The sequence below is a fragment of the Shewanella sp. H8 genome (assembly GCF_040285065.1).
Lineage (GTDB): Bacteria > Pseudomonadota > Gammaproteobacteria > Enterobacterales > Shewanellaceae > Shewanella > Shewanella polaris.
Genome location: NZ_CP157213.1, coordinates 3,007,608 through 3,024,173, shown reverse-complemented (window position 1 = coordinate 3,024,173; position 16,566 = coordinate 3,007,608). Strand labels below are relative to the sequence as shown.

General features: G+C 41.1%; 17 protein-coding genes. All 17 read left to right on the top strand.

All coding sequences use genetic code 11. The annotated features are described in order from the left end of the window. The first annotated feature begins 71 nt into the window (after positions 1 to 71). On the top strand, positions 72 to 1,298 hold the full coding sequence (locus tag ABIS04_RS13075) for a HAMP domain-containing sensor histidine kinase (protein WP_350431329.1): 1,227 nt from the start codon (positions 72 to 74) through the stop codon (positions 1,296 to 1,298). Next, positions 1,291 to 2,640, top strand: coding sequence for a sigma-54 dependent transcriptional regulator (locus ABIS04_RS13070; protein ID WP_350431328.1), 1,350 nt, complete (start codon positions 1,291 to 1,293; stop codon positions 2,638 to 2,640). The genes ABIS04_RS13075 and ABIS04_RS13070 overlap by 8 nt, the downstream gene beginning before the upstream one ends. 262 nt (positions 2,641 to 2,902) lie before the next feature. Then, the gene (gene fliE, locus ABIS04_RS13065; protein WP_140234683.1) at positions 2,903 to 3,244 is read left to right on the top strand and encodes a flagellar hook-basal body complex protein FliE; all 342 of its coding nucleotides are present in this window, start codon (positions 2,903 to 2,905) and stop codon (positions 3,242 to 3,244) included. A gap of 70 nt (positions 3,245 to 3,314) precedes the next feature. Further along, a complete protein-coding gene (gene fliF / locus ABIS04_RS13060) occupies positions 3,315 to 4,994 on the top strand; it encodes a flagellar basal-body MS-ring/collar protein FliF (protein WP_167496105.1) in 1,680 nt (559 codons plus the stop codon). Next, positions 4,987 to 6,039 carry a flagellar motor switch protein FliG gene (gene fliG, locus ABIS04_RS13055; protein ID WP_140234681.1) on the top strand — a complete coding sequence of 351 codons (1,053 nt, stop codon included), beginning with the start codon at positions 4,987 to 4,989 and terminating at the stop codon, positions 6,037 to 6,039. Before fliF ends, fliG begins: the two co-directional genes overlap by 8 nt. A gap of 144 nt (positions 6,040 to 6,183) precedes the next feature. Next, positions 6,184 to 7,320, top strand: coding sequence for a flagellar assembly protein FliH (gene fliH / locus ABIS04_RS13050; RefSeq protein ID WP_350431327.1), 1,137 nt, complete (start codon positions 6,184 to 6,186; stop codon positions 7,318 to 7,320). Between the two features lie 10 nt (positions 7,321 to 7,330). After that, entirely contained in the window at positions 7,331 to 8,671 is a 1,341-nt protein-coding gene (fliI, locus tag ABIS04_RS13045) for a flagellar protein export ATPase FliI (protein ID WP_140234679.1), read from the top strand. 5 nt (positions 8,672 to 8,676) lie between these two features. Then, entirely contained in the window at positions 8,677 to 9,123 is a 447-nt protein-coding gene (fliJ, locus tag ABIS04_RS13040) for a flagellar export protein FliJ (protein WP_140234678.1), read from the top strand. A gap of 300 nt (positions 9,124 to 9,423) precedes the next feature. Continuing rightward, positions 9,424 to 10,950, top strand: coding sequence for a flagellar hook-length control protein FliK (locus tag ABIS04_RS13035; protein WP_350431326.1), 1,527 nt, complete (start codon positions 9,424 to 9,426; stop codon positions 10,948 to 10,950). 96 nt (positions 10,951 to 11,046) lie between these two features. Next, entirely contained in the window at positions 11,047 to 11,574 is a 528-nt protein-coding gene (gene fliL / locus ABIS04_RS13030; RefSeq protein WP_140234676.1) for a flagellar basal body-associated protein FliL, read from the top strand. 29 nt (positions 11,575 to 11,603) lie between these two features. Beyond that, positions 11,604 to 12,632 carry a flagellar motor switch protein FliM gene (gene fliM / locus ABIS04_RS13025; RefSeq protein ID WP_140234675.1) on the top strand — a complete coding sequence of 343 codons (1,029 nt, stop codon included), beginning with the start codon at positions 11,604 to 11,606 and terminating at the stop codon, positions 12,630 to 12,632. A 10-nt stretch (positions 12,633 to 12,642) separates the two neighbouring features. Then, on the top strand, positions 12,643 to 13,026 hold the full coding sequence (gene fliN / locus ABIS04_RS13020; RefSeq protein WP_140234674.1) for a flagellar motor switch protein FliN: 384 nt from the start codon (positions 12,643 to 12,645) through the stop codon (positions 13,024 to 13,026). 105 nt (positions 13,027 to 13,131) lie between these two features. After that, positions 13,132 to 13,518 (top strand): flagellar biosynthetic protein FliO, encoded by a 387-nt coding sequence (fliO, locus tag ABIS04_RS13015; RefSeq protein WP_371833641.1) that lies wholly within the window; start codon positions 13,132 to 13,134, stop codon positions 13,516 to 13,518. Then, positions 13,511 to 14,269, top strand: a complete 759-nt coding sequence (gene fliP, locus ABIS04_RS13010) for a flagellar type III secretion system pore protein FliP (RefSeq protein WP_167496026.1) — start codon at positions 13,511 to 13,513, stop codon at positions 14,267 to 14,269. The genes fliO and fliP overlap by 8 nt, the downstream gene beginning before the upstream one ends. Positions 14,270 to 14,281: 12 nt before the next feature. Continuing rightward, the gene (gene fliQ, locus ABIS04_RS13005; RefSeq protein ID WP_137226489.1) at positions 14,282 to 14,551 is read left to right on the top strand and encodes a flagellar biosynthesis protein FliQ; all 270 of its coding nucleotides are present in this window, start codon (positions 14,282 to 14,284) and stop codon (positions 14,549 to 14,551) included. Between the two features lie 3 nt (positions 14,552 to 14,554). Then, positions 14,555 to 15,358: a flagellar biosynthetic protein FliR gene (gene fliR / locus ABIS04_RS13000; RefSeq protein WP_140234673.1), complete on the top strand. Its 804-nt coding sequence runs from the start codon at positions 14,555 to 14,557 to the stop codon at positions 15,356 to 15,358. A gap of 9 nt (positions 15,359 to 15,367) precedes the next feature. After that, on the top strand, positions 15,368 to 16,501 hold the full coding sequence (gene flhB / locus ABIS04_RS12995) for a flagellar biosynthesis protein FlhB (RefSeq protein ID WP_140234672.1): 1,134 nt from the start codon (positions 15,368 to 15,370) through the stop codon (positions 16,499 to 16,501). Positions 16,502 to 16,566: the final 65 nt, after the last annotated feature.

The following is a 16,566-nucleotide window of genomic DNA, read 5'->3' as shown; positions in this document are numbered from 1 at the left end:
AATCATAGATTCTCGCATTGGCACGCGAAATGCAATGGCTAGTCAAATGTTATTATTTTGACGGAGTGGCCATGTATACAGCACGAGCGTTATCACCTACCGATGATTCAGGTTTTGAATTATCTGCGTCGGCTTCGTCTTTTAAAACACCTGATGCTGTGTCTCAGGCTGCAGAGTCTCAAACTACGAAGAACAGTGCTATCTCAGTATCTATGCAGCAGCGTAATGCTAATGTGATACGTCAAAGCGTTGCTCATTCAAGTGCTCCCGTTGTTAGTGCTTATTCCAATAAGGCCGCCAATATGTCTAATCAAATGGAGCATATTCTCCAAGCTATGCCATCTGGGGTGGTGATTATTGATGGCGATGGCGTGGTGACACTCGCTAACCCAGTTGCAACCGAGTTACTCGGTCGTCCATTACAAGGTGCCCGCTGGTTTGACATTATTCATCGTGCTTTTGCTCCACAAGATGATGATGGACATGAAGTGTCATTAAAAAATGGTCGCCGAGTAAAATTGGCCATAACCCCATTGGCACCAGAGTCTGGACAGTTGATAGTGATAACCGATCTTACCGAAACTCGTTTATTACAGAAAAACCTGTCTCATTTACAACGTTTATCGGCATTAGGAAAAATGGTGGCGACATTAGCCCACCAGGTGCGTACGCCATTATCTGCCGCCTTGCTCTATGCTTCTAATCTCGCCAGTCCTAAATTATCAGATTCCGCTCGGACTAAGTTTCAATCTAAGTTGGTTGATCGATTGAATGAATTAGAGCGTCAAGTTAATGATATGTTATTGATGGCTAAAGGTCGTCAAGAGGGAATGGCAGAATCAGTTACAATGGAAGAGATTATTAGTCAAGTAATGGCGAGCTGCGAGCCTATTGCAGATAAAAAACATTGTCAGCTTGTCATTGAAGATACATCGCATTCATTAATGCTTGCCAATGCTAATGCATTGAGCTCTGCGGTGAATAATTTAGTGATGAATAGTATTGAAGCAGGCGCCACAAAAATTAAAGTCAGTGCCAGTGAAACCCCAGATGGGCTATTGTTAGATGTCATCGACAATGGCAAGGGGCTCGAGCCGTCAATGCAACAGCAAATATTAGAACCCTTTTTTACTACAAAGAGCCAAGGTACAGGTTTAGGCTTAGCCGTTGTCCAGTCGGTAGTACGTAATCATGGCGGGCACATTCAGTTGTCATGTAAGCCTGGTATGGGGTGCCATATACGTTTGAGCTTTCCCCACATTAAAAAAACAACTGATCAGGAGGTGATGCGTGGCTGAAGCAAATATTCTATTAGTTGAGGATGACGCTGATTTACGTGAAGCATTGCTTGATACTCTCATGCTTGCCCATTACGACTGTGTTGATGTCGGTAGTGCCGAAGAGGCAATTTTGGCCTTGAAAGCAAACCATTTTGATATAGTGATTAGCGATGTGCAGATGGAAGGCATTGGTGGATTGGGTTTACTGGGTTATTTACAGCAACATCAACCTAAATTGCCGGTATTGTTAATGACCGCTTATGCGACGATTGACAGCGCTGTTAGTGCAATGAAATTAGGCGCAGTAGATTACCTTGCTAAACCGTTTGCGCCTGAAGTGTTGTTGAATCAGGTGTCACGTTATTTACCGTTAAAGCAAAACCACGATAAACCTGTGGTTGCCGATGAGAAAAGTTTAGCCTTGTTGTCGCTGGCTCAGCGGGTAGCAGTGTCAGATGCATCGGTCATGATTATGGGGCCTAGTGGTTCGGGTAAAGAAGTGTTGGCGCGGTTTATTCACCAACATAGTCAACGCCATGATCAGCCGTTTATTGCGATTAACTGCGCTGCAATACCAGAAAACATGTTAGAAGCCACTTTGTTTGGTTATGAAAAAGGCGCATTTACTGGTGCTTATCAAGCTTGCCCTGGTAAATTTGAACAAGCTCAAGGCGGCACCATTTTACTTGATGAAATATCCGAGATGGAACTTGGCTTACAAGCTAAATTACTCAGGGTATTACAAGAACGCGAAGTTGAGCGTTTAGGTGGTCGCAAAACCATTAAACTAGATGTGCGAGTACTGGCAACCTCAAATCGAGATTTAAAAGCCATGGCGACCTCGGGTGAGTTTAGAGAAGATTTATACTACCGAATTAATGTTTTTCCGTTAACCTGGCCTGCGCTACATCAACGCCCTGCAGATATTCTACCTTTGGCGCGACACTTGCTGATTAAGCATGCAAAAGCATTTAATATGATTTCTGTACCTAAGCTTGATGATGCTGCTACTAGGCGTTTATTAACCCATCGTTGGCCGGGTAATGTGCGTGAGTTAGATAATGTTATTCAACGTGCACTGATATTACGAGCTAATGATGATATTGGCGTCAATGATATTATTATTGACTCTGCCGATGTGAAGTTGGTTTCTACAGAGAGTATTGATACTGATAAGCCTGTTGACGTAGACGGTTTAGGCGATGAATTAAAAGCCCAAGAGCATGTGATTATTTTAGAAACCCTTAATCAATGTCAGGGGAGTCGGAAAATGGTCGCAGAAAAACTGGGGATCAGTGCCCGCACGTTACGTTATAAAATGGCTAAAATGCGTGATATGGGGATCCAATTACCTGCATAGCAACCTACATAGTAAAAATTGCAGTTATCAGTTTTTTGTTAAGCCTATGATTTAGGAGTCTAATCATTTCATTTCTGCTCATTAAATTAGATTGATACCGCTTTATATACCAACAAATAACCTATTCCATTATGTGAATAGGTTATTTTTGCCTTCCTACTTTCTATCTTTTTCCTGTTATTTAACATCTTGGCATCTAAATTGCTTTAACTCTTTATTAGTTATTATTGTCGTCAAAAAATCGACGAAAGGGAGTTACACCATGCAGATTAGCGCAAATCCATTAATGCAAGAAATGCAGTCACTTCGTGGCGAAATAGCTCCTTCTATTGGTTCATCTATTCGTCCTAACCTAACCCAACAAGTGAATAACACGACGGGAGCTGATTTTAGTCAGCTACTGTCTCAAGCCGTGGGTACGGTTAATGGATTGCAGCAAACATCAGCAAATTTGGCCACTCGTTTAGATATGGGCGACACCACTGTGTCCTTGTCTGATACCGTTATTGCGCGTGAAAAAGCTGGTGTTGCGTTTGAGGCAACGGTGCAGGTACGTAATAAGCTGGTCGATGCTTATAAAGAAATTATGAATATGCCTGTTTAGTGCAAACGTTTTTAAGCACTAAATTACATAACATCATCAGATATAGCAGGTACGTATTGTGAGCACAGATATAATGGTAGGTTCAGATTCAACAGTTGATGACGGAGTCCAGCAAGAGAATAAATCTGGATTGCTTGGCGGTGCAGGTGGTGCCGACATGATGCGTCAAGTGATCATGATTCTGGCATTGGCAATCTGTCTTGCGTTGGCGGTTTTTGTGATGATGTGGGCGCAGGAGCCTGATTATCGCCCATTGGGTAAAATGGAAACCGCAGAAATGATCCAGGTCTTAGATGTTCTCGATAAAAACCAAATCGATTATCAAATAAATGTTGATGTGGTGAAAGTGCCTGAAGATAAATATCAAGATGTAAAATTACTGCTTAGCCGTGCGGGAATTCAAAGTAGCACTCAAGCAAATGACTATTTAAGTCAAGACAGTGGTTTTGGTGTAAGCCAGCGCATGGAGCAAGCTCGCTTAAAGCAAAGCCAAGAATCCAATTTAGCCCGAGCGATAGAAGAGTTAAAAAGTATTAGTCGTGCCAAAGTGATTTTAGCATTACCGAAAGAAAACGTTTTTGCTCGTAATGCGTCTAAACCAAGTGCGACTGTGGTGGTGAGTGTTCGTCGTGGCGGTTTAGGCCAGGAAGAGATTGATGCGATTGTTGATATTGTTGGCTCTGCAGTACAAGGGCTGGTTCCTTCACGCGTAACAGTAACCGATTCAAATGGCCGTTTACTTAATTCTGGTAGCCAAGATGGCACCTCTGCAAGAGCTCGTCGTGAGTCTGAGTTGGTACAACAAAAAGAAGCTGAATATCGTAATAAAATTGAATCAATATTGATGCCTATTTTAGGGCCTGAGAATTTTACCACTCAAGTCGATGTCAATATGAACTTTACCGCAGTGGAACAAACTGCTAAACGTTTCTCGCCTGATTTACCTGCTATTCGCAGTGAAATGACGATTGAACGTAACTCATCTGGTCAAGGTATTGGTGGAATTCCTGGTGCGTTAAGTAATCAACCTCCAATGGAGTCTGCTATTCCAGAAGTAGCAGGTGAGGCTTCTAGTTCTACCACTTCAGGAGACTCTTCAAAAGAAGCCACGCGAAATTATGAATTAGACACAACGATAAGCCATACACGTCAGCAAATTGGTGTTGTACGCCGTGTGAGTGCATCTGTTGCAATTAACTTTAAGCCCGGTCAAGTTGATGAGAATGGCCAAGTATCACGGGTGCCAAGAACAGAACAAGAGTTGACCAATATTCGCCGTTTATTAGAAGGTGCGGTAGGTTTTAGTACTCAACGTGGTGATGCTCTCGAAGTGGTTACCGTTCCCTTTATGGATCAGTTAATTGAAGAATTACCAGAGCCGGATATGTGGGAGCAGCCTTGGTTTTGGCGAGCGATAAGATTGGCTTTAGGTGCACTTGTTATTTTAGTGCTTATTTTAGCTGTGGTTCGACCTATGCTTAAGAAGCTAACAAATCCGAATGGGGTAGAGATGCCTGATGATGTGCGTCCTGGACATGAATTAGCCGAAATTGAAGATCAATATGCCGCAGACACCTTAGGTATGCTTAATACTACAGAGGCGGAATACAGTTATGCTGATGACGGATCAATTCACATACCTAATTTGCATAAAGATGATGATATGATTAAAGCAATTAGAGCTCTCGTGGCCAATGAGCCAGAACTTTCCACTCAAGTAATTAAGAATTGGTTACAAGACAATGGCTAATGAAAAAAAAGAAAAAACCGAAAAAGCGGCAGTTGCGGGTTTCGATCCAGAGTCTGTCACTGGCGTCGAAAAAACAGCTATTTTACTGCTGAGTTTGAGTGAAGCAGATGCTGCGTCAATTTTAAAACACTTAGAGCCTAAGCAGGTGCAAAAAGTGGGCATGGCGATGGCGGCTATGGACGAGTTTGGTCAAGAAAAAGTCATCGGCGTTCATAAATTATTTTTAGATGATATTCAAAAATATTCGTCTATTGGTTTTAACAGTGAAGAGTTCGTCCGTAAGGCGTTGACCGCTGCGTTGGGTGAAGATAAAGCCGGTAATTTGATTGAACAAATTATCATGGGTAGCGGCGCTAAAGGACTTGATTCGTTAAAATGGATGGATGCACGTCAAGTAGCAACGATCATTCAAAATGAACATCCTCAAATTCAAACTATTGTATTGTCGTATTTAGAACCCGATCAAGCCGCTGAAATTTTTAGCCAGTTTCCAGAGAATACCCGCTTAGATTTAATGATGCGTATTGCTAATCTTGAGGAAGTTCAACCTGCAGCATTGCAAGAGTTGAATGACATTATGGAGAAACAATTCGCTGGTCAAGGTGGTGCTCAAGCCGCGAAGATGGGTGGCTTGAAAGCAGCTGCCAATATTATGAATTATCTTGATACTGGGGTTGAAAGCCAGATCATGGAAACGATGCGCGACACTGACGAAGAAATGGCACAGCAAATCCAAGACATGATGTTTGTATTTGAAAACCTTATTGATGTGGATGACCGTGGTATTCAGGCCTTATTACGTGAAGTGCAGCAAGATATTCTGATAAAAGCGCTTAAGGGTGCTGATGATGGACTGAAAGAGAAACTTTTGGGTAATATGTCTAAGCGTGCGGCTGAACTGTTGCGTGATGACTTAGAAGCCATGGGACCGATTCGTATTAGTGAAGTTGAAGTGGCACAAAAAGAGATTTTATCTATTGCTCGTCGTCTCAGTGACAGTGGTGAAATTATGTTAGGTGGCGGTGGTGGTGACGAATTCTTGTAATCAATAACAATCATCAGTATATGGGAGGATCTCTATTGGATTGCTCTCGGTTATGTTTGTATGTTTACCATGAGTGCCACAATATAACGTGATGCCCTGTTGTTTGCTTTGAAACCATGACTTCAACAATATAAGTGATCTATTATGCCAGAATCAAAATCACCTAAAAAGGTACTTAATGCGGATGATGAGCATGAATTTACTCATTGGCAATTACCTGATATTACTCAAGATCGTAGTCAAAGTCCTTCAAATTTATTTGGTAAGTTTTCGGGAAGTCATACATCAGACCCTATGACAGAGCCGAGCCAACCTATGGCTCCACCAACTATGGCGCAAATTGAAGAGATCCGAGCTGCGGCAGAACGAGAAGGTTTTGAACAAGGTAAGCAAGACGGTTATCAACAAGGATTAGAACAAGGGCGTTTAGAAGGACTAGAGCAAGGACATCTTGAAGGTTTTACTCAAGGTGAGCAACAAGGATTAGAAGCTGGTCAAGCAAAAGCCAATGAACTTGGTGAACAACTAAATCACATTATTAATCAATTTGAGCAACCATTATCAATACTCGATGACGAAATAGAAGCAGAGCTGCTTGCCATGACGTTAAGCCTTGCAAAAGCGGTTATTGGCCATGAACTTAAGACGCATCCAGAGCATATCTTATCGGCTTTACGTCAAGGTGTTGACGCACTTCCACTAAAAGAACAACTGGTTAAAATTCGCTTGAATCAAACTGATTCGGAAATCGTGAATCAAAGCTTTAGTGCTGAACAGCTGCAAAAAAATCAGTGGCAGATTGATATTGATCCGACATTATCAAATGGTGATTGTATGCTCCACAGTGTTCGTTCATCTGTCGATTTACGAGTTGAACAACGCATCAATCAAGTGTTTAGCGAGTTAGATGCTCAGTCAAATCAGTTAGCCAAAAATGTAAAACAACAAAAGGCCACTCATCCTCAATACCAAACCACATCAGTCGACAATTTAAGTGAACATCAACACACTGCAGAGCTTGCCGACAGGGATATTGGTAAAGAAATGGATGATGGCGTTAGTGATATGTCTGGCACCGACAGTTCAGTTCAACATCAGGCTATCCAAGACGATGTTACCGAAACGACTGAGTCTGTGGTGGATAAAAAAAGGGATCCACCTTCAGCATCAATTGATGTTGACCAAGTTGTTGCTCCTAATACAAGTCCTGATGTAAGTGACGATCCCGTGCGAGCTGATAAAGCGGATAATATTCAGCCTCCACAGAATGACTTATCTTAAGGAAACACTGATGAGTACTCGTCAACATAAACTATTTAATAAATTTGCGGTACATCATAAGCATGTATTACCGCTGCGACCTGTTGCAAGTGGTCAGTTAGTTAGGGTGGTTGGTTTAACACTCGAAGCCACTGGGTGTCGTGCGCCGGTGGGGAGTTTATGTTCTATTGAGACTATGGTGGGTGAGTTGGTAGCTGAAGTCATAGGGTTTGATGACAAGCTACTTTATTTAATGCCTATTGAAGAGCTAAGAGGTGTGTTGCCCGGAGCTCGAGTTCAACCACTTGGTGAGCAATCGGGATTAAATGTTGGTTTATCATTACTTGGTCGGGTTTTAGACGGTAGTGGTGTGCCATTAGATGGTCTAGGTCCGCTTAATACCGATCAACATGCTGCACGTCATGGTCCTTATATTAATCCATTATCTCGACGCGCGATTACTGAACCGTTAGATGTTGGTGTTCGCGCGATTAATTCAATGTTGACTGTGGGTAAAGGTCAGCGTATGGGTTTATTTGCCGGTTCCGGTGTGGGTAAAAGTGTACTATTGGGCATGATGACTCGAGGATCTAAAGCCGACATTATTGTGGTGGGTTTAGTAGGTGAGCGTGGTCGAGAAGTTAAAGAATTTATTGAAGAAATCTTGGGTGATGAAGGCCGTGCGCGCTCTGTTGTGGTGGCTGCGCCTGCAGATACATCTCCATTAATGCGTTTACGGGCTTGTGAAACGTCCACTCGTATCGCTGAGTATTTTAGAGATTTAGGTTACGATGTTTTATTACTCATGGATAGCCTGACCCGTTATGCGCAAGCGCAGCGAGAAGTGGCGTTAGCGGTAGGCGAGCCGCCTGCCACTAAAGGATATCCACCTTCAGTATTTGCTAAACTTCCACGTTTGGTTGAGCGAGCAGGTAATGGCGGCGCAGGACAAGGTTCTATTACGGCATTTTATACTGTATTGACCGAGGGTGATGATCAACAAGATCCTATTGCGGATGCTTCAAGGGCTATTTTAGATGGTCACATTGTGTTGTCTCGCCAACTTGCCGATTCGGGTCATTATCCTGCTATTGATGTGGAAGCATCGATTAGCCGTGTCGCACCTATGGTTATTAGTGTGGAACATCTAGAAGCGATGCGTAAAGTTAAACAGATGTATTCTTTATATCAGCAGAATCGTGACCTTATTTCAATTGGGGCCTATTCTCAGGGCAGTGATCCTCGGATTGATAATGCAATCCGCTTACAACCCGCAATGAATGCTTTTTTACGTCAGGGATTTAAAGAGCCTGTGACATTTGAAGACAGTCGAGTAATGTTGACTCAAATAGCTGCACAGTGTCAGGGATAACATAAATGACTCGAACTGATCCCCTATTAACAGTACTGAAGTTAGCCACTTCTGCAGAAGAACAGGCGGCATTACAGCTTAAATCTGCACAATTTGAAAAACAAAAACGCCAAGGTCAGCTAGATGCATTGAACAATTATCGTTTAGATTATATGAAACAGATGGAAGGGCATGCAGGAACGACGTTACGGGCAAATCAATATCATCAATTTCATCAGTTTATTCGTCAAGTAGATAGTGCGATAACACAGCAAGTTTCAGCGGTTCAAGATGCCGAAAAGCAAGTCGGTTATCGTCAAGTTCATTGGCAAGAAAAACAACAAAAGCGTAAAGCGGTTGACATGTTATTGGCCCAAAAAGCCAATAAAGCGATGGTACTAGAAGCCAAACGCGAGCAAAAAATGTCAGATGAATTTGCTATGCAGCAATATTTCCGTCAAAAAAAGAAATAGTCTTTCTTAACCTAATCTAAATATCACTTATACTCCGTTCTCCGCATTTTTATTGTTTATCGTCTTTAATTTAAAGATTGTTAGTCAATAAATATTGGCACCTAAATTGCTTAACATTATAAATATAAGTAGAAATCGTCAGTGAAGCGACAGTACATAGCTCACTAGTAAGTTTTACAATGAACTTTTTCATCGTCTTTTGCATCGCCAGAAGACTAATATTGCGCGTATAGAGTTTCATTGACACGTGGTTATTAGACGATAAATTACCTAACTTTGTTTAATTGAGTGGAGCAGATTATGCAGCAGGTCAACAATATTTTACTCGGCGGTAGCAGTAAATCTGCTGATGTGAGTATGAAAGGAAACATGCAAGATGTTGATAATAAATCATTCTTATCTGCTTTAGATCAAGCAAACGAATCCAATCTTGCTACACAACGTAACGCTAATACAACGAAGAACTCGTTTAATACCGAAGTTGAAAAAGCGAATGTCGATATTGGCACTGAGTATTCTTCAGAAGAAAATGCCGATGCGGAAATGATTTTTGCGCAGCTTAATATGGCTGACTCATTGAATAACCGTAATGCCGCCGACGGAAAAGACTTGCCGCTCGGCGAGATGACCGAAGGTGATTTTGACGCGACTCTTTCATCAGCGTCTGGAAACGACGTTGTTGTTAATAATTCTATTGATACGATTGATTTACCAGTTGATTTTGCAACTGCCACAGAAGCTCTTTCTCAGCTCAGTACTGAAGACCTAGATAAGATTATGGCATTTGCCAATTTGTCTTTAGAAGATTTACAAGCGCTAGACAACCAGGCGTTAAATAAATTAATTAGTGAATTTAATTTACAATCACTGGGTGCTGATGCTTCTAATTTAGCCATGATGGATACCTCTGTTGATAGCAAAGATGGTGAATCTGGCGATTTGGTTAATGACGATAAACAAAGTGATATTGATAAGTCGGTGGCCGCAAGCGTAGCGATACCTGGACAGGCCAGTGCTAGCGGTGTAAGTACAGCAAATAATTCATTAAACTCTAGAGTTAATGGTTCGGCAACATCACTTGAATCTGCATCAACAACGACGGCAATTGATCCTAAAACTATTTTAGGAGATAAAACCCGCATTGATGGCAATATTCAATTGGATGCAGATAGTGCCAAAGTATTGGCAAAAGCTGATTTTGCCGTGGTACTGGATTCCTTAGCGGTAAAACGCACTTCAGCTGATGTGTCTGTTAACGTTAATCAAGTTAACTTGGGAATGGATGCATTAGCCAGCGTGAGTGATACTGACAATAAAGCGCTACAAAATCTGAGTAGTTTGACTCCTGCACATAAAAGTGATGTACCACAATTTCAGTTATCGTTAAGAACACAAGGCGAGGCTGGTGTGCAGATGCAAGAGATGATCCAACGCTTTTCTCCTGTGATGAAACAACAGTTAATCACCATGGTGAGTAATGGCATTCAACAAGCTGAAATTCGTCTTGATCCACCTGAGCTTGGGCATTTAACGGTTAAAATTCAAATCCAGGGCGACCAAACACAGGTGCAGTTCCATGTTGCCCAGTCGCAAACCCGTGATATTGTTGAGCAAGCTATGCCTCGATTACGAGATATGCTATCTCAAGAAGGATTACAATTGACTGATAGTCATGTTTCACAAGGTGATGAGGAAAATGAACAACAAGGTCAACCAAGTGATCAACGTGATGGCGACAGCCAATTGGATGAAATTTCAGCACAAGAGGTTAGCTTGATGACAAATCCGTCAAGGAGTTTACATTCAGCTATAGATTATTATGCTTAAGTAGGTAACCTATAGCAATAATATGACTTTTTGATAACAGCTGGTTATTCTGCTACGTCTTAATGTTAACCACTATGTTGATTAGGAGCCACTATCATGGCTGATCAAGAACAAGAATTAGAGTTTAATGATACTGCTGACGGCGGTAAGAAGAAAAATAAACTGATCATCTTTGGTGGTATTGGTTTAGTGGTTGCCTTATTAATTGCTGGCGCAGTGTGGTTTTTTATGGGCTCGGATGAAGCTATCCCAGTTGATGGTGGAGAAGATTCTGTCGCATCTCAATCTGATTCAAAAGATAATGTAGAAGCCGATTATGTTGGAATGCCGAGGCCTTTTTTATTCAATTTACCCGGTGCTGACAGGGCTAGGCTTGTCGAAATAAAAGTTCAATTAATGGTGCGTGGTGAAAATGACAGTGTGCTTGTCCAAAAACATATTCCATTAATTGAAGATGCATTATTAACCACTTTTAGTGCTGCTGATGTGCAAAAGTTGAGTACCCAAGCTGGTAAAGATGAGTTACGCCAGTTAGCGTTGCTTAATGTTCAAAATACGCTACAACCAATAACAGGAAAGAAAATCGTTGAAAAAGTCCTGTTTACTGGCTTTGTAATGCAATAACCAAAAGCATTAACTGCTAAGGCGATTATGTGAGTGATTTATTAAGCCAAGATGAGATTGATGCGCTATTACATGGTGTCGACGATGTTGATGATGATGACATAGAAGAAGATAGTGCTGATGCGCGTTCTTATGATTTCTCATCTCAAGATCGAATTGTACGTGGCCGTATGCCCACGCTTGAAATTGTTAATGAACGATTTGCACGCCATTTGCGGATCAGCATGTTTAACATGATGCGTCGTGCTGCTGAAGTGTCTATTAATGGCGTTCAGATGCTAAAATTCGGCGAGTATGTGCATACTTTATTTGTTCCAACCAGCTTAAATATGGTGCGATTTAGCCCTCTTAAAGGCACCGCCTTAATCACCATGGAAGCACGATTAGTCTTTATTCTTGTTGATAACTTTTTTGGTGGCGATGGTCGTTTTCATGCCAAAATTGAAGGCCGTGAATTTACGCCAACAGAACGTCGCATTGTACAGTTGTTGCTTAAAATTATTTTTGAAGATTATAAAGAAGCTTGGGCGCCAGTAATGGATGTTGAGTTTGAGTATCTCGACTCTGAAGTGAATCCCGCAATGGCGAATATTGTTAGCCCAACAGAAGTCGTTGTTATTAATTCGTTTCATATTGAAGTTGATGGCGGTGGTGGTGATTTTCATATCACTATGCCGTATTCAATGATTGAGCCAATACGAGAATTGCTGGATGCGGGTGTCCAAAGTGATAAACAAGATACTGATATGCGCTGGTCGCAAGCATTACGCGATGAAATCATGGATGTGCAAGTAGGTTTTGATGCCAACATTATAGAACATGAAGTAACACTGCGTGACGTGATGGGATTTAAAGCGGGTGATATTATTCCAATTGAATTACCTGAGCATATTATGATGCGAATCGAGGATTTACCCACTTATCGATGCAAGCTGGGTAAATCGCGCGATAATTTAGCATTAAAAATTAAAGAAAAAATACCGCGGCCAGAGACTGTTAAGTCAGAACTGCAGTTAGTGACTCGCAAAGGCAAGTCGCGTGATATTTCAGATTTATAAGGTGAAGTAAATGAGCACAGAAGATACAGGTGATGACTGGGCTGCAGCAATGGCAGAGCAGGCGATTGAAGAAGCTGAACAGGTTGAGCTTGATGAGTTAGTTGATGACTCTAAACCCATTACTAAAGAAGAAGCTGCAAAGCTCGATGGTATTTTAGATATTCCAGTGACTATTTCTATGGAAGTAGGCCGCAGTTTTATCAGTATTCGTAATCTACTTCAGCTGAACCAGGGGTCGGTAGTCGAGCTTGACCGTGTAGCGGGTGAGCCTCTAGATGTAATGGTTAACGGTACCTTGATTGCCCATGGCGAAGTCGTGGTAGTGAACGATAAGTTTGGTATTCGTTTAACTGATGTGATTAGTCAGACCGAGCGAATTAAAAAGCTAAAATAACCACATTCATTAACGCAGCAAATTATATAGTTATATTCGATTTGCTGAGTTGATTCCACATACCAAGGAATTAAAGTGGCGAATATGATACAAATGCTTGGCATCATGAGTGAGGCATTGAGCTCACCTGAAGTGTCAAGCTCGCTGGCCAATAATACCGTTGCGAAAACTAATGAAGTGTCAAATGTTGCTACATTAGCCAATATGGTTGGTGGCTTGATTGTGGTATTAGCGCTAATATTTTTATTAGCTTATATTGTAAAACGTCTTAAATTAGTGCCATCAAGTGGTGGTGTCATTAAAACCGTTGCTGTTACGTCGGTAGGACAACGTGAAAAAGTGGTATTAGTCGAGGTTAACGGCCAACAATACTTACTTGGCGTGACCTCACAACAGATTAACCTCATTGATAAGCTCACCAACCCTGTCGACATTCCCATATCTTCGTTTGCAAATCGTCTAAAACAAGCTAAGGACAGCAATAATGAATAAGTGCACTACAGTGTTAATCTTGCTTGTAGCACTAATTGCAATCGGGCTATCTCCTTCTGCATTTGCTCAGGATGGTGTATTACCTGCATTAACGGTTACCACAGGAGCTGATGGCACAACTGAATATTCGGTAACGATGCAAATTTTATTGCTAATGACAGCAATGAGTTTCATCCCCGCTATGGTTATCATGCTGACATCTTTTACCCGTATTATTGTGGTGTTATCGATATTGAGACAAGCCCTAGGTTTACAGCAAACTCCTTCAAACCAAGTATTGATTGGCATTAGTTTGTTTATGACATTTTTTATTATGGCGCCAGTATTTGATAAAATTTACGCTGAAGCCGTTGAACCTTATATCAATGAAACATTAACATTGACTCAGGCTTATGATGTCGGCAAAGAACCGATTAAAAAGTTTATGTTATCGCAAGTGAGAACCACAGATTTACAAACGTTCATTGAAATATCTGGCTATAAAGATATTCAATCACCTGAACAAACGCCAATGAGTGTTGTTATTCCAGCATTTATTACCAGTGAGCTTAAAACTGCATTCCAAATTGGTTTTATGTTGTTTGTACCATTTTTGGTACTCGATTTGGTTGTGGCCAGTATTTTAATGGCAATGGGTATGATGATGTTGTCGCCGATGATCGTATCACTGCCGTTTAAAATTATGTTGTTTGTACTTGTTGATGGTTGGGGTCTTGTTATGGGGACTTTAGCGAACAGCTTCGGAATATAAGGCGCTTAAATTATGTCTCCAGAATCGCTAATTGATATTTTCCGAGAAGCACTATCTGTTATTGTACTTATGGTGTCAGCGATTATTTTACCCGGCTTATGTATCGGTTTAGTTGTGGCGGTCTTTCAAGCTGCGACATCAATTAACGAGCAAACCTTAAGTTTTTTACCCCGTTTATTGGTAACGTTATTTGCATTAATGTTTTTAGGTCATTGGTTAGTGCAAACCATGATGGAATTTTTTATCGAGATGGTAAATCTCATTCCACAAGTGATAGGTTAAGTCATGGATATTTTGTTTGATGAAATAAGTCAAACAATTGCTGCCTATTTATTGCCATTTTTTCGTATTTCATCCATGTTGATGGTAATGGTTGTCTTTGGCGCCAATACAACTCCAACTCGAGTTAGGCTGATGTTATCCGTTGCGATAACGATGGCTGTTGCGCCCATTTTACCCCCGATTGAAAATGTCGAATTAATGGCATTGAGTTCTGTTTTTGTCATTTTGCAACAAATGCTAATAGGGGTCTCTATGGGGTTTGTAACCTTAATGGTAATGCAAACATTTGTGTTAACGGGACAGATTATTGGTATGCAAACCAGCTTAGGTTTTGCCTCTATGGTTGATCCGGGTTCTGGTGCACAAACACCTGTAGTCAGTAACTTTTTTCTCTTACTCGCAACATTGATTTTTTTGGCTGTAGATGGTCATTTATTGATGTTTAAAATGCTGGTGGCCAGTTTTGAATCTATTCCAATTTCAAATCAAGGTATCTCAATCGCCAATTATCGCGCTCTTGCTGAATGGGGCGGTTTTATGTTTGGCGCAGCATTAACTATGTCTATTTCGGCTATTATTGCCTTGTTATTAATTAATTTATCATTTGGTGTGATGACTCGAGCGTCACCTCAATTGAATATTTTCTCTATTGGTTTTCCAGTCACCATGGTCAGTGGTTTATTTATTTTATGGTTAACATTGGGGCCCATCATGGAGCATTTTGATGAAGTCTGGTCAGCTGCACAGTTACTTCTGTGTGATATTTTGCTGCTGCAATGTCCACTTGATAGTTCTGTAGTTTTCTAGGGGGCATTCATGGCAGAAAGTGATAGTGGTCAAGAACGCACCGAGGAGCCCACAGGAAAGCGACTTGAGCAAGCTCGTGAAAAAGGTCAGGTCGCCCGTTCTAAAGAGCTCGGTACCGCAGCGGTACTTATTGCCGCATCGGTTGGTTTTTCGATGACAGGGCCTGCAATTGCCAAAAGCCTTTATAATATTATGAAGCAAATTTTTTCCATGGAACGCGACCAAATATTTGATACCAACTCTATGTTTCGGGTGTGGGGAGTTGTTGGGAATGAGTTAGCCTGGCCATTAATGAGTTTTATTGCTTTACTGGCATTTGTCTCTTTTTTGGGCAATATCGTTTTAGGCGGTATGTCTTTTTCGGTCAAAGCGTTTATGCCTAAGGGCAGTAAATTAAACCCAATGAACGGATTTAAACGCATGTTTGGTACTCAAGCCTTGGTTGAGCTTGCTAAGGGAATAGCTAAATTTTTGGTAGTGGCATTATCGGCTTATTTTCTCCTAAGTTTTTATTTTTATGATATTTTAACCCTGTCTGGCGATCACCTACCTGGTAATGTTTACCATGCTTTAGATTTACTTATTTGGATGTTTATCCTGCTATGCTGTTCAATGCTATTTATTGTTATTATTGATGTGCCCTTTCAAATTTGGAATCACAATAAACAACTGAAAATGACTAAGCAGGAAATCAAAGATGAATATAAAGATTCAGAAGGTAAGCCTGAAGTTAAAGGTCGAATAAGACAGATGCAGCAAGAGTTGGCACAGCGACGTATGATGACTGAAGTGCCTAATGCTGATGTTATTGTGGTTAACCCTGAACATTATGCGGTGGCAGTTAAATATGACGTAAAACGTTCGTCAGCACCATTTTTACTCGCTAAAGGCGTTGATGACGTTGCTTTTAGGATCCGAGAGATTGCTCGAGAGCATGATATTGCTATTGTTTCTGCACCACCACTAGCTCGCGCTATTTACCATACCACTAAGATTGATCAACAAGTGCCTGAAGGTTTATTTACCGCTGTAGCTCAAGTATTAGCGTATGTATTTCAACTAAGACAATACCAGAAAGGTAAAGGCCGTCGACCTAAAGCCATCCCACTTAACCAACCTATCCCAGATGATTTGAAGCATTAATCACCACTCAATTAGCTTATGTTGTGCAATAACTAATAGTGGCTCAATTTTTGCTTTATAGTTTT